The following is a 21,152-nucleotide window of genomic DNA, read 5'->3' as shown; positions in this document are numbered from 1 at the left end:
GGGGCGGTCAGCGTCCGGCGGCGTAGCCCTGCGCGCCCCGCGAGTTCGCCGCAGCGCCGAGCACGCCGGTCGCGGGGTCCCGCGTCACGCAGGACAGCCGCCCGAGTGCCCAGTCGCCCGCCCGGGTGACGACGTGCCCGCGCGCCTCGAGGCCGGCGATCACGTCGTCCCCGAGGCGGTCCTCGACCACGAGCCCCGCCGGTTCCCACGTGCGCGGCCAGAAGGACCCCGGGAACGACGTCGTGTGCAGCGCGGGGGCGTCGATCGCCTGCTGCGGGGAGTACCCGCCGACGATCCACCGCAGCAGGAACAGCAGCTGCCACTGGTCCTGCTGGTCGCCGCCGGGTGAGCCGAGCGCGGCGACCGGTTCGCCGTCGCGGAGCACCAGGGTCGGGGTGAGTGTGGTGCGCGGGCGCTCGCCGGGGCGCAGCGTCGACGCCGTGCCCGGTTCGAGCCAGGTCATCTGCAGCCGGGTGCCGAGGCAGAAGCCGAGCTCGGGGATCGTCGGGGACGACTGCAGCCAGCCACCGGACGGGGTCGCGCTGACGATGTTGCCCCAGCGGTCGACGACGTCGATGTGGCACGTGTCGCCGCGGGTCTCGCCGTCCGGTGCGACGAACGGCTCGCCGCGGTCCTCGACGGGAGCGGCGGGAGCAGCAGGCGCGGCGGGCGCGGCGGGTGCGGCAGCCGCGGCTGGGGTCCGGTCCCGAGCGACCTGCACGGTCGGTTCGCCGAGCCCCGCCGCGGCACCGGTCGCGTACGACGTCCGGACCGGCGGCATGGCGTGCACGACGCCGTCGACCGTCCCCGGACGCAGTTCGGCCGACGCACGCTCGCCGATCAGTGCCCGGCGCGCGTCGGTGTACGCGTCCGAGAGCAGCACGTCGAGGGGGACGTCACCGTCGCCGTAGAACGCCTCCCGGTCGGCCAGCGCGAGCTTCAGGGCCTCGGCGACCGTGTGCGCGCCGAGCTCGGTCGACGGGTCGAGACGAGCGTCGTCGAGCGGTTCGAGCAGCCGGAGGGTCTGCAGGAGCGCCGGGCCCTGACCCCACGGGCCGGTCTTCGCGATCGTGCAGCCGCGGAACGCCGCCGTCGTCGCGGGTTCGTAGGACGCCCGGAACGCCGCGAGGTCCGACGCCCGGATCACCCCGGCGTGGTCGGTCCCGGACGCGTGCCGGTGCGGTTCGCGGACGAACCGGTCGATCGACTCGGCGACGAAGCCCTCGGCCCACTCGCCGCGGGCGGCGTCGATGCGGGCGGTCCGGCTGTCGGCGTCGGCACCGGCGGCGACGAGCCGCTCGAACACCGAGGCGAGCGCCTCGTTGCGCACCAGTTCCCCGGGGACGGGCACCGCGCCTCCTGGCATCCACTGCGCTGCGGAGGTGGGCCAGTGCTGCCGGAACAGGTCCTGCACGGCGGTGATCGTCCGGACCACCGCGGGTGTGACGGGGTGGCCGTCGCGTGCGTAGCCGACCGCCGGTGCGAGCACGTCCGCGAGTTCCCACGTGCCGTGGTCGCGGAGCAGCAGGAGCCAGGCGTCGACGGCGCCGGGGACGGTGGCGGCGAGGGCACCGGAACCGGGGACGAGGTCGAGGCCCTCGGCGCGGTAGTGCTCCGGCGTCGCGCCGGCCGGGGCCGGACCCTGCCCGACGAGCACCGTCGGCGTCGGGTCCGTGGCGGTGGCGAACACCGCGGTGAGGTCGCCTCCGGGGCCGTTCAGGTGCGGTTCGACGACCTGCAGGACGAACGCCCCCGCGACCGCTGCGTCGAATGCGTTCCCGCCGCGCTCGAGGACGGACTGCGCCGTGGCGGTCGCGATCCAGTGCGTGGCCGCCGCCGTGCCGAACGTGCCGCGGATGTCCGGGCGGGTGGGGTGTGCGGTGGGCGGCGTGAACGCGGGGTTCGGCATGCTCCCATCCTGTCCCCGCGGTCCCGATCAGGCGGCAGCCACGGCGACACCGGCGGCGACGAGCAGCACGAGGTACCCCCACGCGTGCACGGCTTCGGGCAGGTGCGGGGGACGGCGTCGGAGCAGGACGATGACCGGCACGGCGCCGAGGAGCAGCGCTGCCGCCGCCCGGACGTCCACGGCGCCGACGAGGCCCGCCGCGTGCAGGGCCCCGGCGGGCACGAGCAGCGTCGCGATGGTCGCGGGCAGGGCGATCGCGAGGGTGAGCGGGTTCGCCAGGGTCGTCGCGGCGGACATCGTCGCACCCGCTCGGCGCATCACCGGGACGGTCATCACGCTGCCGCCGACCCCGAGGAACGCCGCGGCGGCGCCGATCGGCAGGCCCGCCACCGTCGGCAGGCCGCCACCGGTCGGGACGTCGGCGGCGGTCGCCCGGCCCGCGGTCGACTGCACGGACGGGTCCGGGGCACCCGGGCGTGCACGGCCGGGACGGAGGAACCCCGGGCGCAGCACGAGGTCCGCGACCGTGACGGCGAGGTAGACGACGAAGCCCCACCGGATGAGCACGTCGGGGGCGAACCGGGCCGCCGCGACGCCGACGACCCCACCGCCGCCGAGCAGCAGGAAGAGCGTCCACCGGCCCCGGAGCGGCGCGAGCGCACCTCGGCGCGCGGACGCGGTCGCCACCGCGGCGTTGACGAGCATCACGAGCGCGGAGGTCGCCGTCGCCACCCGGACGGCGTCCCCGCCGAGCGCGGCGTCCGCCACCGTGATGATCGGCACGGTGACGAACCCGCCGCCGAAGCCGAAGAGGACCGTGGTGACCCCGACGAGGACACCGATGAGGACGAGCACGACGAACGACACCCCTCCATCACAGCCGGAAGGGGAGCGGCGGACGATCGCATGCGCGGCAACTTCCTTCGAGACCTAGCCTTGCCGTGTGCGCAGCGTGTCCGTGGCCGACTTCGACGGCCTCCCCGTGGACGTCCTGCCGATCGGTACCGACTACCCGCCCGACCACCTGCTCGCCCGGCACGAGCACCGGCGGGCACAGCTGCTCTACGGCGCGAGCGGGGTGATGCTCGTCGAGACCGACGAGGGTTCGTGGACGGTGCCGACCGACCGCGCCGTGCTCATCCCCGCGGGCGTCGCGCACGAGGTGCGGATGCTCGACGTCACGACGTGGAGCCTCTACGTCGAGCCCGACGCCGTCCCGTGGTGGCCGACCGTCTGCACCGTCGTCGAGGTCGGCCCGCTCCTGCGCGAGGTCCTCCGCGCCGCGAACGCGCTCGAGGTCCCCTACGACGAGGCCGGTCGGGACGGGGTGCTCGTCCGGCTCGCCCTGCACGAGCTGCAGCGGGTGGCGCCGATCCCGCTCACCGTGTCCCTGCCACCGCAGGGGGTCCTCCGCGAACTGTGTCGTTCCTACCTGGCAGCCCCGGACGTCCACGTGACGAACGCGGACTGGGCGCGCGCGGCCTCCGTGTCCGAGCGCACCCTCGATCGGCACTTCCGCGAGGCGACGGGCGTGGGGCCCGCGGGCTGGCGGGTCCGTGCGCGTCTGTTGTCGAGCCTCCCGGCCCTCCGACGGTCCAGCGTGACGGACGTCGCGGGCCGGCTCGGGTACGCCACCCCCGCGGCGTTCACCGCCGCCTTCACGAAGGCGTTCGGTGCGCCGCCGTCGCGGTTCCGGTGAGGGGCTTGCGCAGGACCGAGCTCGCACCCATACTGAACCCAGCGGTTAATTAACCGCAGGGTTCACCGAGGGGGCGACGATGGAGACCGACCGCACCGACGCCGTCCTGTCGGCGCTCGCCGACCCCATCCGTCGCCGCATCGTCGAACGACTCGGCAGGGGCGAAGCCACCGTCACCGACCTCTCGGCACCGTTCGACGTCAGTGCGCCGGCGATCTCCCGGCACCTCGGCATCCTCGAACGCGCCGGCCTCATCACCCGCGAACGGCACGGCACCTGGCGCACGTGCCGCCTCCGGGAGGAGGCCGTCGACGAGCTCGGCACCTGGGTGGGCCGGTTGCGGCCCGACTGGGACCGCCGGTTCGACAGCCTGGAGGCGCTGCTCGCCTCCCAGCGACCGCCCGCCCCGGTGGGTGGCGCGTCCACCGCACCGACCGTCACGTCCGTCGACCAACAGGAGCAGTCATGACCGAACAGTTCACCGCCCACGCCACACACCGGTTCGCGTACCCCGTCGCGGACGTCTACCGCGCCTTCGTCGACCCCACCCTGCTCGCACTGTGGTTCGGGCCGCTCGGCTTCCACGTCCCGGCAGCCACCGTCGAGGTCGACGCCCGGGCCGGCGGGGCGTGGAACCTGACGATGGTGAGCAACGACAACCCCGAGTGGACGTCGCCGGTGAGCTCGGCGCTCGAGCAGATCGAGGAGAACCGGATCATCGTCGGCACCTCGACCGCCCAGGGGATCCCCGGGATCGAGGACGGGACGCCGCTGTCCCTCACGCTCGAGTTCGCCGAGGACGGCGACGGCACGATCGTCACGCTCACCCAGGGCCCCTTCCCCGAGGTCATGCGCGACATGAACATCGCCGGTTGGACGCAGTCGTTCCACAAGCTCGAGGCGCTGCTGGCGTCGCCGAAGGAGTTCCTCCAGGCCCCGTGACGACGGCCGTTGCCCCCGGAACTGGGGTTGTCCGGTCCGGGCAACGGGGTTGTGGACTCGTCACGAAAAGGTGACCATCGTTCGGCGGCGTGTCGAGAGCACGTCGCCGAACGGCCGCGCAGGGGCTCGGCCGGTTCCAGATCAGGGGTTCCATGACCAGCACACCGTCCTCCGTCGCGCACGCACGCCGACTCCCTCGACTCGCCGCCGCGGTCGTGGCCATCGCCGTCGTCGCCGGCGGTGTCGTCGGGATCGCCGAACCGGCGTCCGCCGCCGTTGTCTACAAGGGCTCCGTCCCGGCCGGCACGACGCTGCAGCCCGGGGACTCGGTGACCTCGCCGAACGGGCAGTTCCGGCTGATCCTGCAGGGCGACGGCAACCTCGTCGAGTACGGCGTCGGGAACCAGGTGCTCTGGGCATCGAACACCTCGAACCAGCCCGGCGCGATCGTGACGATCGGCCGCAACCGAGCCGTCGACCTGCTGCGGGGCGGGAAGCGGATCGTCCGCTGGGCCTCGGCCGGCACCGCGCAGTCCACGTCGTTCGCCGTCCGCGCCGACGGCACGATGGGGCTCTACTCCGGCAAGACCGCGATCGTGAACTGGACGAGCCAGCAGGGCACCGTCCCCGCCGGCAACTCGATCTACTCGGGCACCGTGCTCAGCTCCGACACCAGCGGTGCCCGTCGCCTCTCCATGCAGGCCGACGGCAACCTCGTGCAGACCGTGAACCGCAAGGTCGTCTGGCAGTCCGGCACCGCCGGCCACAAGGGCGCGTGGGCCGAGCTCCGCAAGGACGGCAACTTCGCCGTCGTCGGCCGCGACGCCGCCCAGAAGAAGGTCACGCTCTGGAACTCGCGGACCGGAACGGCCGGCGCAGGCACGCTCATGGTGCAGGTGGACGGCAACGTCGTGCTCTACGGCGGCAAGGACACCCGGGTGTGGTCGACCAAGCCCGTCACCGGCATGATGTGGCCGGTCGCGAGCACGAAGATCTCCGGGCGCTACGGCGACGACCGCGGGGCCGGACACGTCCCGCGCTACCACCAGGGTGCCGATGCCCCGGTCGCGGTGGGCACTCCCGTGTACGCCTCCGGGACCGGCACCGTGACGAGCACCGTCGCGAACAACGCCTCGTACGGCAACTACATCGTCGTGACCTACGGGAACGTCACCGTGCTCACGGCGCACCTCAGCAAGATCGAGGTCAAGCAGGGGCAGATCGTGTCCGTGCGGAGCGAGATCGGGCGGTCCGGGAACACCGGGCAGTCGACGGGGCCGCACGTGCATGTGGAGACGCGGCGGGCGGGGTCACTCTTCGATCCGTTGACGCTGCTGCACTTCCGCTGACGCCGGGGAAAGGCCCGCACTGGACCGGTGCGGGCCGTTCGTCGTCGTTCGCCCCCGGGGGCGAGGAAATCCACAGCCTGATCGACTCCCGCACATCACATGTCACGATCGTCATGTGACGGGAGCCAAGCGCGCAGGGATATACATCGACGGGTTCAACCTCTACCGCCGCGCGCTCGAACAGCGGCCCGAGTGTCGGTGGCTCGACGTCCGACGGCTCTGCGAGCTCTTGCTCCCGGACTTCGAGGTGGTCCACGTCCGGTACTTCACCGCGTACTCGCAACCGTTCCGGGGGTCTCCCTGCACTTCGGGACCTTTCGGTCGAATCGTCGGTGGATGGCCGTCAGCCCGCTCGAGCTGCAGGCCGACGGATCTCCTCGAACCGTGCGGGTGCGCAAGATCGAGGAGAAGGGGTCGGACGTCAGCCTGGCCGCGCACCTCGTCTGCGACGCGATGAGCGGGAGCGTGGACGCGGTGTTCGTCCTGTCGAACGACTCGGACTTCGTCGATGCGCTGCGGCTGGCACGGGAGCGCGCCGATGTCGAGATCGGGTTGATCAGCCCGACGGCGGCACCCGCTCGGAGCTTGCTCGCTCTCGCTCCCGATCACGTGCGGCATGTTCGCGCGGCGTCGATGCTGGCGGCGCAGCTGCCCGAGCGGATCGTGGATGCCCACGGCACGGTCACCCGGCCGAAGCGCTGGGTGACCAGAAGTACAGAAGCCCCGCCGGAGGCGGGGCTTCGCGCCCGGTAGTCGAGACATCCGGGGGTGTGGCACACACGCTATCCGAGAGGCCGGCCACGAGCAAGCGCGGGACCTTGCCGCCGTCTCGTCTGCGCCGCTCGCTCGACTCGTGGCCGACGCGCGACACCAGCACGGACTGCTTTGCTCCAGTCGACAGTCCCGGACCTCGGCGACGTCCCTCCAGTCGGAACGGCCCGCACTCGTGCCGAGTGCGGGCCGCCGTCTCAGTCCCGCCGCCAGACGTCGAGCAGGAGCCTGGTGACGGCCACGAGCAAGCTCGCGACCGGCAGCCAGGACATCCGACGCCTGGGCTCGGACCCGTTGTCCTTCGACATCGAGACCACCTCCGGTGTGTCAGCGCCGGCGGACACGAGGAGCGGGGTGCCGAGGGGTGCGTCCATGACCGGGGTCACGTATGCTAGTTCCGAGCGAAACGCTCGGGACGTCGCGTGTCCCTCTGGCACTCCACTCGGAGAGCAACTCGAAGCCCATCACCGTTGCAGCGGTGGTGGGCTTCAATCTTGCCCGGGACGATCGTCCGGCGACCGCCGCCCCATACAGCAGCCTACGGTGATGATGTGTGATGTTCCACCTGCAGTAGCTTGGTCACTGCCCGCGAATTGGGGGCGCGAGCGATCGCATTGGTGACAGGTCTTCAACTAACGTTGGATCGACCCAGGGGAGGAACGATGGAGTTCGAAGAACGCCTTGCTGCACTGGCCACGAAGGTGCAGAACCAGCGCGAGGCCATCCAGACCGAAGAAGCGACGAAGAACGCGTTCGTCATGCCGTTCATCTCAACGATCCTCGGCTACGACGTGTTCAACCCGCTCGAGGTCGTACCGGAGTTCACCGCCGACGTCGGTGTGAAGCGCGGCGAGAAGGTCGACTACGCGATCATGCGCGACGGCGAGGTGCAGATCCTCATCGAGTGCAAGAAGTCCACCGAACCGCTGAAGATCGAGCACGCCTCCCAGCTGTTCCGCTACTTCTCCGTCACCAACGCCCGCATCGCGGTGCTCACGAACGGCGAGGTCTACAACTTCTACACGGACCTCGATGCGCCGAACAAGATGGATGACCGGCCGTTCCTGGTGCTGGACCTCGCTGACATCGACGAGACGCTCCTCCCGGAGTTGAGCAAGCTCACGAAGGACGTCTTCGACCTCGACTCGGTCATCAGCGCGGCGGAAGAGCTCAAGTACGTCGGCTCGATCAAGCGAGCGATCGCCGCGCAATTCCGCGAGCCGGAGGAAGACTTCGTCCGACTCTTCGCCTCTCGTGTGTACGACGGCCGTTTCACCCAGGAGGCGCGGACGCAGTTCACGACGCTCGTCGCGAAGGCGTCGAAGCAGTTCCTGAACGAGCAGGTCAACGATCGCCTCAAGACGGCTCTCGGCGCCTCCTACACGTCCCCGGTCGGAGCGGAAGCACCTGCGGAGGCCATGACGAGCGCGGCAGTCGCGGAGGACGATCTCGACCGGGACACCGAGATCGAGACCACGCTCGAGGAACTCGAGGGGTACCAGATCGTCAAGGCGATCGCCTGCAGCGAGGTGAAGCCGGACCGCATCGCGCACCGCGACCAGAAGTCGTACTTCGCCGTCCTGCTCGACGACAACAACCGCAAGCCGATCGCTCGTCTGTGGTTCAACGGCAAGAAGCAGAAGTACCTCGGGCTGTTCGACGAGAACAAGGTCGAGACCAAGCACCCGATCGAGGCGCTCGACGACATCTACCTCCACGCGAACGCAATACGCGCCAGTGTCGCCAGCTACCTGAAGTGATCACCCCGGCAGTCTCCCCTCTGATGAGATTCGGTATCCGGCCCCGACTAGCTATTTACGCGATTGAAGGCAGATGCTCCAGGTGAACTCCGTACGCCGCCGCGCACTATTCGGACTGGTGGTACTCCTCGCTTTCACGGCGGTTGCATCCTTAACGGGTGAAGCATTTTACGGGGCTTGGTGGTTCTACACGGCACTTGGCGGAATCCTATCCGCGTCACTGCTCGAACCGTTCTATACGGCGGCTCGGCCGGCGTTGGTTAACGCGATTGGCGCCATCGCGGCGTTCTTTACTGTTGACCGGAGCCCCCTGTGGGGGCTGTGGGTTTCCTACCTCGGCCTTAGCTTGATCGTTGTCGTAGCGGCATTATTGGCAATATTCCTTGCGGATGACACGGCTTTGAAGCGCGTATCCTACCGAGTTTCATCGTGGGGAACTGCCGTGGCGCTGGGGGTTACCGCGCTTCAGCTCTACGCCGTCAATCGCATTGCGGCTGGTGATTCAAGGTATGTGTGGTTGGTAATAGCTGCGACCTTGGTCGCATTCGCTCCAAAAGTCGTTCCCCTTGCCGCGCTGTGGCGTAAAGAGCCAACGGTGAATGGAGCGCTCATAGACGCGATCGCGCCTGGCGTCGTGCTCCTCGGCGGATTGGGGCGTATCGAAGCAGGACGCCGCGTTCGTGTCTCCGACGTGGGCGAAGGTGTGGTGACCGGTCAACTACCTGGGCAGACCGGCTGGCAGACCGTCGTGTCTCTTGCCCAGGCTGGTGATGTATCGGGCGGTGGTCTTCAGCGGAGTGTTGGTGTCGAGGTGGGGGCGCATTCGAACGTTGTAGGCGTGGCAGGGCCCGGTACGACCGTCTCGTTAGTCCATTTCACCTCTCTTGAAGCGCTCGAACTCGGTCAGGTGCTGGCCGCTGACGTCGACGGTGCAGATCGGTGGCTGCAAGTCGTTCACCTCGAGTTGAACGAAATGAACTGGTCTAATTCGAAGGCGGTGGGCGCGTCCATCGTTGCGACGCAACTGGGAACCGAGGTGGCCGGTTGGCTCAGGCATTCCGTGCGCCTTTTGCCGCCTCATGCTCCGCTCCGACTTGCGGCACCCTCGACGAGCGCTCTGCCAAGCACTCATTTTCGCGTCGGTGAGCTCCCTGGTACCTCGATGCCGATTGGCGTCGCTACTGATCCTGCTGTTAGGGGCCATGTCGCGGTGCTCGGGATGTCAGGAATGGGAAAGACAACAACTGTCGCTCACATTGGGGAGCAACTCTCCAAGATGGCGCAGGTGGTGGTCCTCGACGTTACCGGGGAGTACTCAAGTAAGAGATCGATTGCTTCATATTCGACCGGAGCCGCGTTCTCGAACGGGTTCTCAGTGCAGGATGTGCGAGGGGCTCCGGCCGCTGCGACAGAGGTATTTGTTCGGGAGATGATGAACTCTGGGCATGCGGAGTACATGGCGGGTTCACCGAATAGCCGGGTGGTGTTGTTAGAGGAAGCGCACAGTCTCGTCCCAGAGTGGAACTTTGCGAGTCGGCCCGAGCAGGACGCATCGGCATTGTCGGCGCGCTACGTCATGCAGGCTAGAAAATTCGGCCTCTCGTTTGTTCTTGTCTCGCAAAGAACGGCGGTTGTTTCGAAGTCTGTTCTCAGTCAATGCGAAAGCTACATCGTATTTCGCGTGGTGGACGACACCTCTCTCTCGTATCTAGAGTCTATTGTGGGCCCTATTGCGCGCCAGGTGGTGCCGTCCTTGAAGCGATACGAAGCCTTGTGCTTTGGGCCTGCCTTCAACTCCGACGGACCGGTTGTCGTGAGGATGGACGTCTAGGCTCGGTTTTGATGGAGAAGCGCGGCGGTCGGGTGCTCGTGTTGGTGGCGATCGGGGTGGTCGCGGGGGTGCTCTCCGGCCTGTTCGGCGTCGGCGGCGGGGTCATCGTCGTGCCGGCACTGATGGCGTTCCTCCAACTCGACCAACGTCGGGCATCGGCGACGTCCCTCGTGGCGATCGCCCCCGCGGCCGTCGTCGGTGCGATCACCTACGCCGTGCAGGGCGAGGTGCACTGGCTCGCGGCCCTGACCCTGGCGGTCGGCAGCGTCGTCGGGGCCCCGATCGGCGCGCGGCTCCTCCGTGCGCTCCCGCTGCGGGTCCTGCCGTGGATCTTCGTCGGGTTCATCGCGGTCGTGCTCGTCTCCCTGTTCACGACGGTGCCGACGCGTGGGGGCGACGTGCACTTCGGGGTCGTCGAGGCGATCGTGCTCCTGCTGCTCGGGCTGCTCTCGGGCGTGCTGTCGGGGCTCGTCGGGGTCGGCGGTGGCGTCGTCATCGTGCCGGGGCTCGAGGTCGTCCTCGGCGCGGGCGACCTGCTGGCGAAGGGCACCTCGCTGCTCACGATGGTGCCGACGTCGGTCTCCGGCACGGTGGCGAACCTCCGTCGCCGTGCGGTGGAGCTGCGGGTCGGCCTCACGATCGGCATCACGGCCGCGATCTGCTCTCCAGGAGGCGCGTGGATCGCCCGCCTCGTCGATCCGCAGGTGGGTACCTGGCTCTTCGCCGCGTTCCTCGTGGTGGTCGCGGTGATCGTCCTGCGCCGTGGTCGCCGGGCCGTGCCGCGGAACGAGGCGACGGACGGGGAGGTCGCGTGACGCGCCTCCAGGCCGGTGGTGGACGGAACCCGGCGGATGCGGAGGCCGTGCTCGCGGCGTTCGCACGGACGAGCGGTGACGTGCCGGCGGCGCGACGCGTCGCGCGGCAGTTCGCCGACCTCGACGAGGGCGAGCGGTCCGCGCTGCTCTGGAGCGAGGACGCGGGGGCACGCCTCGTCGCGGTCCTCCTGATGGTGCAGGCGATGCGGGAGCACCCGGACCCGGAGCTGACCGACGAGTACCTGTCGGCGGCGAAGGCGGAGCGCTTCGACGACTCGGTGCTGGTCGACCTCGGGGCGGAGGAACTCGTGGGCGCCCCGCTCGTCGGCGGCTCGACCGGACCGCTGTTCGCGCTCGTGAAGTCCGACGTTGCGATGGTCCGGCGGATCGCTCTGGTCGCGACCCTGGCGTTCGTGAAGCAGGGCGACGCCGAGGTGCCGCTCGCCATCGCGGGGCGACTCGTGCGGGAGCGGAGCGACACCGTGCAGTCGGCACTCGGGTGGGTGCTGCGCGAGACCGGCAAGCGGGCGTCGGAGGACGCGCTCGTGGCGTTCCTCGAGCGGCAGGCGCGGTTCCTGGGCCCGGCGGCACGGGCGACGGCGACGGAGCACCTGCCGGCGGCCGAACGCGACCGGTTGCGCGGCTGAGGCGACCGCCGGCCGTCCGTCGGACGCGGCGCGTGCCCTCAGTCGGACGCGGCGCGTGCCCTCAGTCGGACTCGGTGGGCTCCGCGAAGAACGTCGTGAGCGACACGACGACACCGTCGCGGACCTCGACGACGTCGATCCCGCGCACGGCGGGCGCCCCGACCGGGCCGAAGCCCCACGCGAGTGCGCCGTGCGTCTCCGAGACGTAGCGACGCCCCTCCTCGACGAACTGGAAGGCGCCGGGCACGGTCTCGAGGAGCTCGGCGGCCTTCTGCTCGAGGGCGTCCCAGCCGACGGCGGTGCCCTCCGGGTCGGTGAAGGTCACGTCGGGGGAGTACGTCCGCTCGATCGCGGCACGGCGGGAGGCGGCGTCGCGGTTCCCGAAGACGTCGTGGAGGTTCGCGGTCAGCAGCTCGGACACGGTGGCCATGCCCGGAGCCTAGCCTGGGGGCATGCACACCGAGGTGCCCCGGCCCCGCATCGATGCCGCACTCGTGGAACGGCTCGTGGCCGCGCAGTTCCCGCAGTGGTCCGGGCTGCCCGTGCGCGAGGTCGATCCGCAGGGATGGGACAACCGCACCTACCGACTCGGCAGCGAGCTCGCGGTCCGGCTGCCGAGCGCCGCCGGGTACGTGGCGGCGGTCGAGAAGGAGCAGCGGGTGCTGCCGTACCTCGCGTCGCGGCTCGACGTCCCGGTGCCGGAGCCCGTCGGCCTGGGCGTCCCCGCCGACGGGTACCCGTTCCCGTGGTCGGTCCGGCGCTGGATCGACGGCACGGTCGCGCTCCGGGCGACGGACCTCGACCGACGGGCCTTCGCCGCCGACGTCGGCGCGGTGCTCCGGCAGCTCCGGGCCGTGCCGGCCGGGGACGGGCCGGTCGCCGGGGCGCACTCGTTCCACCGGGGAGCGCACCCCTCGCACTACGCGGCCGAGGTGGTGGCGGCGCTCGACGCGCTCGGGGACGCCGTCGACCGCCGTGCCTGCGAAGCGGTCTGGGACGCTGCGACGGCCTCGGTCTGGCACGGGCCCGCCGTGTGGTTCCACGGCGACGTCGCCCCGGGCAACCTGCTCGTCGGCGCGGACGGTCGGCTCTCCGCGGTGATCGACTTCGGCACGTGCGGCGTCGGCGACCCGGCGTGCGACCTCGTCCTCGCGTGGACGTTCCTCGACGGCGATGCCCGCCGGGACTTCCGTGCCGCGGTGGGTCTCGACGGGGACACGTGGGCGCGTGCTCGGGGCTGGGCGCTCTGGAAGGCGCTCATCATGCTCGCGGGGAGCGCCGGGCCGGGGGACCGGAGTGAGCACGAGGCGGTGCTGCGGGCGGTCCTCGCCGATCCGGTCGCGACCTGAACTCCGAGTCACGCAGTCGGACCGCCCGCCGGGGCCGGGGTCGGCGGGACTAGGGCGTCAGCACCGCGTCCAGCACGAGGTCGAGCGCCGCGAGCTGTCGCTCGGGCGTCCACCGCTCCGGGTCGCCCGCGGCCAACGCGGTGATCCCCTCGACGGTCGCGGCCAGGGCAGCCGCGCGGTCGTCACACACCGCACCCGCGAGGCCGGTCGCGAGCGCGAGCAGTCGAGCGAGTCGCTCGGCGAAGGCGCGGCTGTTCGTCACGTGCCGATCACGCAGCACGGGGTCACCGAGCGCAGCGGCGAGGAACGCGACCCACGCCCGGGCCTCGGCGAGGCGTCCGGCATCGACCGCGAGTGCGCCGCCGGCCACGGCTCGCACTGCTGATGCCGCATCCGGGGCGTCCGCCTCGAGCGCGTCGGCACGGACCCTCGTGCGGTCGTGCAGGACGTCCCGGGCGTGCAGGAGGAGGGCGCGCTTGTCGGGGAACGTGTGGAGGACGAGCCCCGTCGTGCACCCGGCGCGTTCGGCGACCGCACGGAGCGTCAGGCCCGTCGGACCGAGGTCGGCGAGGGTGGTGAAGACGGCCTCGGACAGCCGGGTCCGCTGGGCGGCATCGTCTCGGGTCCGGGGCACACCGGAAGCGTAACAGGTGTTACCGTAACGGTCGTTACAGAAAGGATCGTCATGCGCTGGACCATCACGACCGTCCCGTTCGACCACCCGGACGCCGACCGGCTCCGCCGAGCGCAGCGGCAGGAGCTCGACGCGCGGTACGGAACGAGCGACCACGAGCCCGGCGTCCCGCCGACCGCGGCCGACGTTCCGGTGTTCGTCCTGGCCCGTGACGAGCACGGCTCCGCGATCGCCTGCGGCGGACTCCGGCCGCTCCCCGACCACGTCCTCGGTGCCGGGGTCGTGGAGATCAAGCGGATGTACACGGCGCCGTCCGCTCGGGGGACCGGTGTGGCGACGGCGGTGCTCCGGCGGCTCGAGCGGGAAGCGGTGCGGGCGGGCGCTGGCTCGGTGGTCCTCGAGACCGGCACGGCGCAGCCCGACGCGATCCGGTTCTACGAGCGCGAGGGGTACACGGCGATCCCGCTCTTCGGCGCCTACGCCGGGTCGACGAACTCGGTGTGCTTCGGTCGGCGACTCGACGTGGTCCCCGCGGTCAGCGCCGCGGACTGATGGGTGTCTCGGCCAGGACGACGTCCGGGTCCATCGGGATGCCTCCGAGGACCCGGGGTGTGCCCTCGTGCCAGGCGACCTCCACGCCGCCGGCCCGGAGTCCGGCGACGCTCAGGTCGATCCGGAGCAGTGGGATGGACAGGTCGGCGTAGCGCTCGGCCACGATCGCATCGACCTCCGCAGGGGTGGTCACACGGACGTGGTCGCCGGGTTCGAGCGGCACGTTCCGGGTCGCGACCTCGTACACGCCGAACCCGCGGCTCATCTCCCAGTCGTCGGCGATCGCCACGTGGCAGATCACGTCGTCCATTGCGCATCCTCTCGTAATGAAACGCCAACGTATCATTACCGGTACACTCGGACCATGGGCAAGCGAGGACGACCGACCGCGGGGGAGCGTGCTGCACGCGACGAACGGGTGCTCGACGTCGCGACCGACCTCTTCCTGGCGCACGGCTTCGCGGACGTCTCGCTCGACCGCGTCGCCGCAGCGGCCGAGGTCACGAAGCGGACGATCTACACGGCCTTCGGCGACAAGGCGGCACTGCTCCGGGCGGTCGTCCAGCGGCACCACGGGTACAGCGACGACGCGCACCCCGACCTCGAGTCGACCGCGACCGCCGTGGTCGAGGCGTTGCTCTCGGACCGCGCGGTTGCGCTGCACCGGCTGGTCATCGCCACGGCCGTCAGCTCGCCCGAACTCGCACGGGGCTTCCACGAGGCCGGCCCGCTCACGGCGCAGGCCGCGCTCGTCCGCGCCGGTGCGGACCCGGGCGAGGCGGAAGCGCTCTTCACGCTGCTCCTCGGGGAGCGACACCGTCGGCGACTGCTGGGGCTCGAACCCGCCCCGACCGCTGCCGAGGCCCGCGCCGCCGCCCGTCGCGCGCTGGCACGCACCGAAGCAGGACCCGGGGTCACGGCCACCCGGCACGACCCCGCCGACCCCGCCGATCCCGGCGACCCCGGCCCCGGTCCCGCGCGGGGTCCGCGGTCAGCGTGAGAACACGTCGTCCAACGTGTACGTCCCGAGCCGACGCTGCCGGACGAGCGCGCCCAGCCGGGGGAGCGCGTCGATCGTCCCCGGGAAGTTCGCGTGCCCGATCACGATCCGGCCCGGCGTGAACCACTGGTCCGCGAACCCGACGATCTGCCCGGCACCGATGTCGCCGGAGTCCGCGAGGGTGCCGTACCAGAGCAACGGCGTGGTGTAGCCGACGCGTGCGGCCACCGCGTCGACCCGGGCGTCGTGGTACCCGAACGGCGGCCGGAAGTACGGGCGCGCGTCGACGCCGAACGTGCGCTCGATGAACTCGTGGTTGCGCGTCAGCTCGTCCTCGATGGCCTGGTCGCCGAGCTTCGTCAGTGCCGGGTGGTCCCAGGTGTGGTTGCCGATCTGCACCTGCCCCGACTCGACGAGGGGCCGGAGCGCGTCGGCGTGCTCCGTCCAGGAGGGCCGCGCCCCGTTCACGAAGAAGGTCAACCGGGTGCCGGTCGCGGCGGCGAAGCGGGCGTAGGCACCGACGACGTCAGAGGACGCTCCGTCGTCGACGGTCCACGCGATCCCGGGCGTCCCCGCCGGCAGTCCGGTCACGGTGCCCGCCGGGAGCGGCGTCCTCGAGATCGTCGGCTGCACCCACGTCGGTGTCGGTGCCGGCGTGGGAGTGGGCGTCGGGGAACGCGTCGGGGTCGGCGGGTGCGTCGCGACGACCTCCCGTCGTGGTCCGGTCGGCGAGCAGGCGGAGAGCGCCCCGGCGGCGAGCAGGGCGCCCGCTCCGGCGAGCAGGGAGCGGCGGGTGGTGCGGTGGTCCATCGGCACCAGCTTCGGTCGACCGGCCGGTCGGGCGCATCGGCTGGCGGGACGATCCGGTTGGCCGGTCGGCCACCGGGCGCGAGCACGGGACTGCGCAGGGCGACGACGAGTGCGCACGGTGCACGGCGCGCAGACGTCGTTCCGATGCGCACCTCCGGCAGGCGGCTGACGCGGGACCCGGGGTCGCCGCGGGCGGGCCAGGAGGCGCGGCTCGCGTCCGCCACCGAACGCGCTGACCGGACGGGGCTGGGAACGCACCACGGGGCGGGCGGGTACCGACGTGGGGAGACGAGCCGCGCCTCCTGGCCGGCCCGAAGCGACCACGAGAGGAACGCGACGTGCGCGCACTGACCTGGCAGGGCACCGAGAAGGTGTCCGTCGAGACCGTCCCCGACCCGACCATCCAGGAGCCGACCGACGCGATCGTGCGGATCACCTCGACCGCGATCTGCGGCTCCGACCTGCACCTCTACCGGGTGCTGGGCGCCTACATCGACAAGGGCGACGTCCTCGGCCACGAGCCGATGGGCATCGTCGAGGAGGTCGGCTCCGCCGTCACGAACCTCAAGGTGGGCGACCGCGTCGTCGTCCCGTTCAACATCTCCTGCGGCCACTGCTGGATGTGCCGCAACGGCCTGCAGTCGCAGTGCGAGACCACCCAGACCGCCGAGTACGGGACGGGCGCCTCGCTGTTCGGCTACACGAAGATGTACGGCCAGGTCCCCGGCGGACAGGCCGAGTACCTCCGCGTGCCGCACGCCGACTACGGGCCCATCGTCATCCCGGACGACGGCACGCCCGACGACCGCTGGCTGTTCCTCAGCGACATCCTGCCGACCGCCTGGCAGGCCGTGCAGTACGCCGACGTGCCCGAGGGTGGGACGCTCGCGGTGCTCGGCCTCGGTCCGGTCGGACAGTTCGCGGCCCGGATCGGCGCGCACCTCGGCTACCGGGTGCTCGCCGTCGACCCCGAGCAGGTCCGCCGCGACCTGGGGGCGAAGCACGGTGCCGAGGTGTTCGACCTGACGAAGGACGTCGTGCCGCAGCTCATCGACCTGACCGACGGTCGCGGTCCCGACGGGGTCGTCGACGCGGTCGGCATGGAGGCGCACGGCAACCCGGTCGCCGGGTTCGCGCAGCGCGCCGCCGGACTCCTGCCCGACGCGATCGCGCAGAAGGCCATCGAGGTCGCCGGTGTCGACCGGCTCGCCGCCGTGCACGCGGCGATCGACCTGGTCCGCCGTGGCGGCACGGTCTCGCTGAGCGGTGTCTACGGCGGTCGAGCGGACCCGATGCCGATGTTCACGCTGTTCGACAAGCAGATCACCGTCCGCGAGGGACAGTGCAACGTGAAGCGCTGGATCGACGACATCATGCCGCTCGTGCAGGACCCGTCGGACCCGCTCGGGACGCTCGACCTGACGACCCACCGGGTCTCGCTCGAGGACGCCCCGCACATGTACGAGGTGTTCCAGAAGAAGGAGGACGGCTGCGTGAAGGTCGTGCTCGACCCCGCACTGGCCGCCGCCTGATGCGGATCGTCGTCGTCGGCGCGACCGGCAACCTGGGGACCGCCGTGCTGCGGCGGCTGGCAGCGGTCCGTGCCGAGGGCACCTCCGTCGAGGTCGTCGGGATCGCTCGGCGGCTGCCGGACCTCCGTGCCGAGCCGTACGGGACGGCCGTCTGGCACGCCGTCGACATCGGTGCCCCGGACGCGGTCGACCAGTTGGCCGCGGTGTTCCGGAGTGCCGACGCGGTGGTCCACCTCGGCTGGGCCCTGCAACCGACGCACGACATCCCGACGCAGTACCGGACGAACGTGACCGGGACCGCCAACGTCCTCGAGGCCGTGGCGCGCGTCGGCGTCCCCCAGGTCGTCGTCGCGTCGTCCGTGGGGGCGTACCGCGGGGTCGACGTGGACGGCAAGCGGACGCCCGTCGACGAGGAGTTCCCCGTCACCGGCATCCCGACCGCCACGTACTCGATCCACAAGGCCGAGAACGAGGCGGCGATGGACGCCTTCGCCGCTCGCCACCCGGACGTCGTCGTGACCCGGCTCCGCCCCGGACTGGTCTTCCAGCGCAGCGCCGCCGCCGAGCTCCGCGGACTGTTCCTCGGACGACTCGTGCCGATGTCGATCGTCCGGTGGATCCGCTGGGCGGTCCTGCCGTTGCCGCTGCCGTTCGTGTTCCAGGCCGTGCACGCCGACGACGTCGCCGACGCCTTCTGGCGCGCGATCGACCGACGTGCCGGCGGAGCGTTCAACATCGCTGCCACACCCGTGCTCAACCCGCCGAGGATGGCGCGGGCGTTCGGCATGCTCGGGGCGATCCGGGCGCCGATGTGGCTGATCCGCGGGCTCGTCACGCTCACGTGGCGGCTGCGGTTGCAGCCGACGGACGCCGGGTGGGTGGACATCGCGGCCCAGGTGCCGATCATGCGGACCGACCGGGCGCGGTCGGTGCTCGGATGGGAGGCGCGGCACACTTCCGAGGAGGCCTTGCGCGAGCTCGTGGCCGGGTTCGCGGACGGAGCGCGGGTGCCGGGGTCGGGGCCGTTGAGCGGGTGAGGGTGGCCCCTTCGCGGGGCAGCGCCCGGGCCGGGGAAGCGCTACGGTCGGATCGTTCCGACGAAGGGGGACGGCGTGTTCGGGGATCTGTACAGCGACGGCAGCGGCGGGTTCGGGGGTTTCGGCGGGCTCGGCGACTTCGGCGCGTTCGGGGTCCTGTTCGGCGTGGGCTCGGCCGTGATCGGTTTCGGGTTCGTCGCGATCGTGGTGACGATCGTCCTCCGCAGCGCCCGGATGGCGAAGCGGGGCCAGAACCCGTTCACCATGGAGGAGGACCTGGCGTACCAGGCCATGCAGAGCCGGACGCTCGCGCCCGAGAAGTCGCTCGAGCAGCGGCTCGCCGAGCTCGACGACCTGCTCGCCCGCGGCGTCATCTCCGACGAGGAGCACCGCACCGCCCGCACCGAGGCCCTCCGCGGCTAGCCTGGTCGGGTGCTGCAGCCCATCGACCTGCTCGGGGAGTGGACCCTGCGCCGCACGGTCCACGACCGGCGTGCCGGGGTCGACGGCCTCGTGACCGGGACGACCACGCTGACGCGCGAGGCCCCGGACGAGGTCCGCTGGGACGAGACCGGCACGATGGCCTTCGACGGGCGGACCGTCCCCGTGGCACGGACGCTCCGGGTGCGCCGGGGCCCGGACGGCCGCTGGACCGTGCACTTCGCCGACGGCCGGGTGTTCCACGACTGGGTCTGGGGATCGGCGGTGTCGCACGCGTGCGCGCCCGACGACTACTCCGGGGTCCTCGCCGGGGACGCCGATCGGTGGACGGTCCGGTGGGAGGCACACGGTCCCGCGAAGGACTACGTCCTCGACAGCACGCTGCGACGTCGGTCCCACGCGGCAGACTGATCGCATGCCCCGCAGCTCCGGTACCGACGCCCCGCGCATCACCCTGACCGAACCGACGGACCTCGACGACTGGACGCCCGGGCCCGGCGAGGTCCTCACGGGCGACCGGATCGAGGGGAAGCGCATCGACGTGTTCGACCTCGCGGGGGAGCGGCTGCCGGACCTCGAGATCGAGGAGTCGGTGATCGGCACCCTCCGAGTCGACGGCGCCGACCTCCGGGGACTGCGGGTGCGTGACTCGGTGGTCGAGACGCTCGACGCGCCGGTGCTCCGGGCGTCGAGCAGCTCCTGGCGCGAGGTCCGGATCGCCGGCGGCCGCATCGGTTCCGCCGAGCTGTACGACGCGGGGCTGAACGGCGTCGAGTTCGTCGGGATGAAGCTCGGGTTCGTGAACCTCCGTGGGTCGACGCTCACCGACGTGGTGTTCCGCGACTGCGTCGTCGACGAGCTGGACATCGCCGACGCCCGACTGCTGCGGGTGTCGTTCGAGGGGACGAGGATCCGCGCGGCCGAGGGCTCGAACACCCGGATCGAGCACGTCGACCTCCGGGGCGCCGACCTCGACCGGGTGGAGCGGCTCGAGGGGTTCCGCGGCGCGACGATCGCCGCCGACCAGCTGTACACGCTCGCGCCGCTCCTCGCTGCCCAGGCGGGCTACCGCGTCGACTGACCCGCCGGCGCGGACGCGGTCGCCAGCGCGCGCGCCAGGTCCGCCTGCACGAGGTCGCCGTGCACCGCCGCGCCCGCCTGCGTCCCGGCCGCCGCCGACGCGATGACGGTCGCCATCGGCGCCGCCACGTTCCCGGCCGCGTACACGCCCCGCACGCTCGTCTGTCCGGCGGCGTCCACCGTCAGGGCGCTCGCGTACCGGTGGTCACCCATGAACTGGTCGGTGGCCTCGAGCCCGAGTCCCTCGAGGAACCCGATGCGCGCCTCCGCCGTGCTCGCCGCGGCCAGGGCGTCGAGCGCCACGAACTCGCCGGACACCAGCGAGACGCCGGCGAGACGATCACCGTCGGACGCCACGTCGCGCACCGGTCCCGTCACGACCCGGACACCGCGGGCGGCAAAACCGGCCAGGGTGGTGTCGTCGACGAGCGTCGGGTCCGCGACGAAGGCCGTCACGTCCTCGCTCAGCGCGCGGAACATGAGCACCTGGTGCGCCCCGATCGGCGACGTCACGAGCACGCCGATGCGCTGGTCGCGGATCTCCCACCCGTGGCAGAACGGGCAGTGCACCACACCGCGCCCCCACTGCTCGGCGAGGCCCGGGACCTCCGGCAGGACGTCCACGGCGCCGGAGGCGACGACCACCCTGCGTGTCGCGACGACCGCGCCCGACTCCAGCGTGACCGAGAAGCCGACCGGGTCGACACCGTCACCGTCCGTGGCGGACGCGGCCACGATCCTCCCGGACGTCACCTCGACGCCGTAGGCGGCCACCTCGTCGCGGCCGACCGAGCCGAGCTCCGCTGGCGAGGCGCCCTCGCGCCCCAGGTAGTTGTGGACCCCCTCGGCGCGGGCGTTCCGCGGCTCGCCGGAGTCGACGACGAGCACGGACCGTCGCGACCGGCCGAGGACGAGTGCTGCTGACAGGCCGGCGGCTGCTCCGCCGACCACGATGACGTCGTAGTGATCACGCATACCTGCATCCTGCGGATCC

The 21,152-nt window shown here is 71.4% G+C and carries 25 protein-coding genes; 17 read left to right on the top strand and 8 right to left on the bottom strand.

Annotated features, from left to right (window positions below; translation table 11 throughout):
* Window positions 1–7 precede the first annotated feature (7 nt).
* Both ACIPKM_RS16480 and ACIPKM_RS16475 read right to left on the bottom strand, forming a co-directional pair.
* Entirely contained in the window at window positions 8–1,909 is a 1,902-nt protein-coding gene (locus tag ACIPKM_RS16480) for a gamma-glutamyltransferase family protein (protein ID WP_071296549.1), read from the bottom strand.
* A 27-nt stretch (window positions 1,910–1,936) separates the two neighbouring features.
* Window positions 1,937–2,776 (bottom strand): sulfite exporter TauE/SafE family protein, encoded by an 840-nt coding sequence (locus ACIPKM_RS16475; protein ID WP_071296550.1) that lies wholly within the window; start codon window positions 2,774–2,776, stop codon window positions 1,937–1,939.
* A 76-nt stretch (window positions 2,777–2,852) separates the two neighbouring features.
* Here ACIPKM_RS16475 and ACIPKM_RS16470 point away from each other — a divergent pair, with 76 nt between their 5' ends.
* The 5 genes from ACIPKM_RS16470 to ACIPKM_RS16450 all read left to right on the top strand — a co-directional run bounded on the left by ACIPKM_RS16470 (window position 2,853) and on the right by ACIPKM_RS16450 (window position 6,652).
* A complete protein-coding gene (locus tag ACIPKM_RS16470) occupies window positions 2,853–3,608 on the top strand; it encodes a helix-turn-helix transcriptional regulator (protein ID WP_071296551.1) in 756 nt (251 codons plus the stop codon).
* A 79-nt stretch (window positions 3,609–3,687) separates the two neighbouring features.
* Window positions 3,688–4,077, top strand: a complete 390-nt coding sequence (locus ACIPKM_RS16465) for a helix-turn-helix transcriptional regulator (protein ID WP_071296552.1) — start codon at window positions 3,688–3,690, stop codon at window positions 4,075–4,077.
* Window positions 4,074–4,550, top strand: a complete 477-nt coding sequence (locus ACIPKM_RS16460; protein WP_071296553.1) for an SRPBCC domain-containing protein — start codon at window positions 4,074–4,076, stop codon at window positions 4,548–4,550. The genes ACIPKM_RS16465 and ACIPKM_RS16460 overlap by 4 nt, the downstream gene beginning before the upstream one ends.
* A 152-nt stretch (window positions 4,551–4,702) precedes the next feature.
* On the top strand, window positions 4,703–5,899 hold the full coding sequence (locus ACIPKM_RS16455) for a peptidoglycan DD-metalloendopeptidase family protein (protein WP_071296554.1): 1,197 nt from the start codon (window positions 4,703–4,705) through the stop codon (window positions 5,897–5,899).
* 390 nt (window positions 5,900–6,289) lie between these two features.
* Window positions 6,290–6,652, top strand: coding sequence for an NYN domain-containing protein (locus ACIPKM_RS16450; protein ID WP_175475942.1), 363 nt, complete (start codon window positions 6,290–6,292; stop codon window positions 6,650–6,652).
* Between the two features lie 215 nt (window positions 6,653–6,867).
* Here ACIPKM_RS16450 and ACIPKM_RS16445 read toward each other — a convergent pair whose 3' ends face one another.
* The gene (locus ACIPKM_RS16445) at window positions 6,868–7,044 is read right to left on the bottom strand and encodes a hypothetical protein (protein ID WP_175473744.1); all 177 of its coding nucleotides are present in this window, start codon (window positions 7,042–7,044) and stop codon (window positions 6,868–6,870) included.
* Between the two features lie 288 nt (window positions 7,045–7,332).
* On the opposite strand from ACIPKM_RS16445, the gene ACIPKM_RS16440 reads away from it, so the two are divergent.
* From ACIPKM_RS16440 to ACIPKM_RS16425, 4 genes are all read left to right on the top strand, one after another.
* Entirely contained in the window at window positions 7,333–8,430 is a 1,098-nt protein-coding gene (locus ACIPKM_RS16440; RefSeq protein ID WP_071296557.1) for a type I restriction endonuclease, read from the top strand.
* 73 nt (window positions 8,431–8,503) lie between these two features.
* Complete coding sequence (locus tag ACIPKM_RS16435) at window positions 8,504–10,261, top strand: helicase HerA domain-containing protein (protein WP_083403510.1); 1,758 nt, start codon at window positions 8,504–8,506, stop codon at window positions 10,259–10,261.
* Window positions 10,204–11,076, top strand: a complete 873-nt coding sequence (locus tag ACIPKM_RS16430) for a sulfite exporter TauE/SafE family protein (RefSeq protein ID WP_254790946.1) — start codon at window positions 10,204–10,206, stop codon at window positions 11,074–11,076. Before ACIPKM_RS16435 ends, ACIPKM_RS16430 begins: the two co-directional genes overlap by 58 nt.
* Entirely contained in the window at window positions 11,073–11,723 is a 651-nt protein-coding gene (locus ACIPKM_RS16425; protein ID WP_261646560.1) for a DNA alkylation repair protein, read from the top strand. The genes ACIPKM_RS16430 and ACIPKM_RS16425 overlap by 4 nt, the downstream gene beginning before the upstream one ends.
* Window positions 11,724–11,784: 61 nt before the next feature.
* On the opposite strand, the gene ACIPKM_RS16420 is transcribed toward ACIPKM_RS16425, so the two are convergent.
* On the bottom strand, window positions 11,785–12,153 hold the full coding sequence (locus ACIPKM_RS16420; protein ID WP_070417224.1) for a nuclear transport factor 2 family protein: 369 nt from the start codon (window positions 12,151–12,153) through the stop codon (window positions 11,785–11,787).
* A gap of 22 nt (window positions 12,154–12,175) precedes the next feature.
* Here ACIPKM_RS16420 and ACIPKM_RS16415 point away from each other — a divergent pair, with 22 nt between their 5' ends.
* Window positions 12,176–13,072: an aminoglycoside phosphotransferase family protein gene (locus ACIPKM_RS16415; protein WP_261646561.1), complete on the top strand. Its 897-nt coding sequence runs from the start codon at window positions 12,176–12,178 to the stop codon at window positions 13,070–13,072.
* Window positions 13,073–13,121: 49 nt separating this feature from the next.
* On the opposite strand, the gene ACIPKM_RS16410 is transcribed toward ACIPKM_RS16415, so the two are convergent.
* Window positions 13,122–13,706: a TetR/AcrR family transcriptional regulator gene (locus ACIPKM_RS16410; protein ID WP_402737136.1), complete on the bottom strand. Its 585-nt coding sequence runs from the start codon at window positions 13,704–13,706 to the stop codon at window positions 13,122–13,124.
* A gap of 51 nt (window positions 13,707–13,757) precedes the next feature.
* Between ACIPKM_RS16410 and ACIPKM_RS16405 the strand changes: the two genes are divergently transcribed.
* Window positions 13,758–14,258, top strand: a complete 501-nt coding sequence (locus tag ACIPKM_RS16405) for a GNAT family N-acetyltransferase (RefSeq protein ID WP_402737135.1) — start codon at window positions 13,758–13,760, stop codon at window positions 14,256–14,258.
* Here ACIPKM_RS16405 and ACIPKM_RS16400 read toward each other — a convergent pair.
* Window positions 14,242–14,568, bottom strand: coding sequence for a hypothetical protein (locus tag ACIPKM_RS16400; RefSeq protein WP_070417220.1), 327 nt, complete (start codon window positions 14,566–14,568; stop codon window positions 14,242–14,244). The two genes, ACIPKM_RS16405 and ACIPKM_RS16400, sit on opposite strands and share 17 nt — an antisense overlap.
* Window positions 14,569–14,622: 54 nt before the next feature.
* Here ACIPKM_RS16400 and ACIPKM_RS16395 point away from each other — a divergent pair, with 54 nt between their 5' ends.
* Window positions 14,623–15,258 (top strand): TetR/AcrR family transcriptional regulator, encoded by a 636-nt coding sequence (locus ACIPKM_RS16395; RefSeq protein ID WP_402737134.1) that lies wholly within the window; start codon window positions 14,623–14,625, stop codon window positions 15,256–15,258.
* Here ACIPKM_RS16395 and ACIPKM_RS16390 read toward each other — a convergent pair.
* Window positions 15,250–16,068, bottom strand: a complete 819-nt coding sequence (locus ACIPKM_RS16390) for a polysaccharide deacetylase family protein (protein ID WP_402737133.1) — start codon at window positions 16,066–16,068, stop codon at window positions 15,250–15,252. The genes ACIPKM_RS16395 and ACIPKM_RS16390 overlap by 9 nt on opposite strands.
* A gap of 338 nt (window positions 16,069–16,406) precedes the next feature.
* Between ACIPKM_RS16390 and ACIPKM_RS16385 the strand changes: the two genes are divergently transcribed.
* The 5 genes from ACIPKM_RS16385 to ACIPKM_RS16365 all read left to right on the top strand — a co-directional run bounded on the left by ACIPKM_RS16385 (window position 16,407) and on the right by ACIPKM_RS16365 (window position 20,159).
* Complete coding sequence (locus ACIPKM_RS16385) at window positions 16,407–17,600, top strand: zinc-dependent alcohol dehydrogenase (protein WP_261646566.1); 1,194 nt, start codon at window positions 16,407–16,409, stop codon at window positions 17,598–17,600.
* A complete protein-coding gene (locus ACIPKM_RS16380) occupies window positions 17,600–18,637 on the top strand; it encodes an NAD-dependent epimerase/dehydratase family protein (RefSeq protein ID WP_402737132.1) in 1,038 nt (345 codons plus the stop codon). The genes ACIPKM_RS16385 and ACIPKM_RS16380 overlap by 1 nt, the downstream gene beginning before the upstream one ends.
* Window positions 18,638–18,712: 75 nt before the next feature.
* Entirely contained in the window at window positions 18,713–19,060 is a 348-nt protein-coding gene (locus tag ACIPKM_RS16375) for an SHOCT domain-containing protein (protein WP_402737131.1), read from the top strand.
* A 9-nt stretch (window positions 19,061–19,069) separates the two neighbouring features.
* Window positions 19,070–19,489, top strand: coding sequence for a DUF6314 family protein (locus tag ACIPKM_RS16370; RefSeq protein WP_402737130.1), 420 nt, complete (start codon window positions 19,070–19,072; stop codon window positions 19,487–19,489).
* A 4-nt stretch (window positions 19,490–19,493) separates the two neighbouring features.
* A complete protein-coding gene (locus ACIPKM_RS16365) occupies window positions 19,494–20,159 on the top strand; it encodes a pentapeptide repeat-containing protein (RefSeq protein ID WP_402737129.1) in 666 nt (221 codons plus the stop codon).
* Here ACIPKM_RS16365 and ACIPKM_RS16360 read toward each other — a convergent pair.
* Window positions 20,144–21,133 carry an NAD(P)/FAD-dependent oxidoreductase gene (locus ACIPKM_RS16360; protein ID WP_402737128.1) on the bottom strand — a complete coding sequence of 330 codons (990 nt, stop codon included), beginning with the start codon at window positions 21,131–21,133 and terminating at the stop codon, window positions 20,144–20,146. The genes ACIPKM_RS16365 and ACIPKM_RS16360 overlap by 16 nt on opposite strands.
* Between the last annotated feature and the right edge of the window lie 19 nt (window positions 21,134–21,152).

Origin of the sequence: Curtobacterium sp. NPDC086286, from assembly GCF_044746255.1 — a bacterium.
In the GTDB taxonomy this organism is placed as follows: Bacteria; Actinomycetota; Actinomycetes; order Actinomycetales; family Microbacteriaceae; genus Curtobacterium.
Note: the sequence above shows the minus strand (reverse complement) of the source record. Positions and strands in the feature narration are given on the sequence as shown.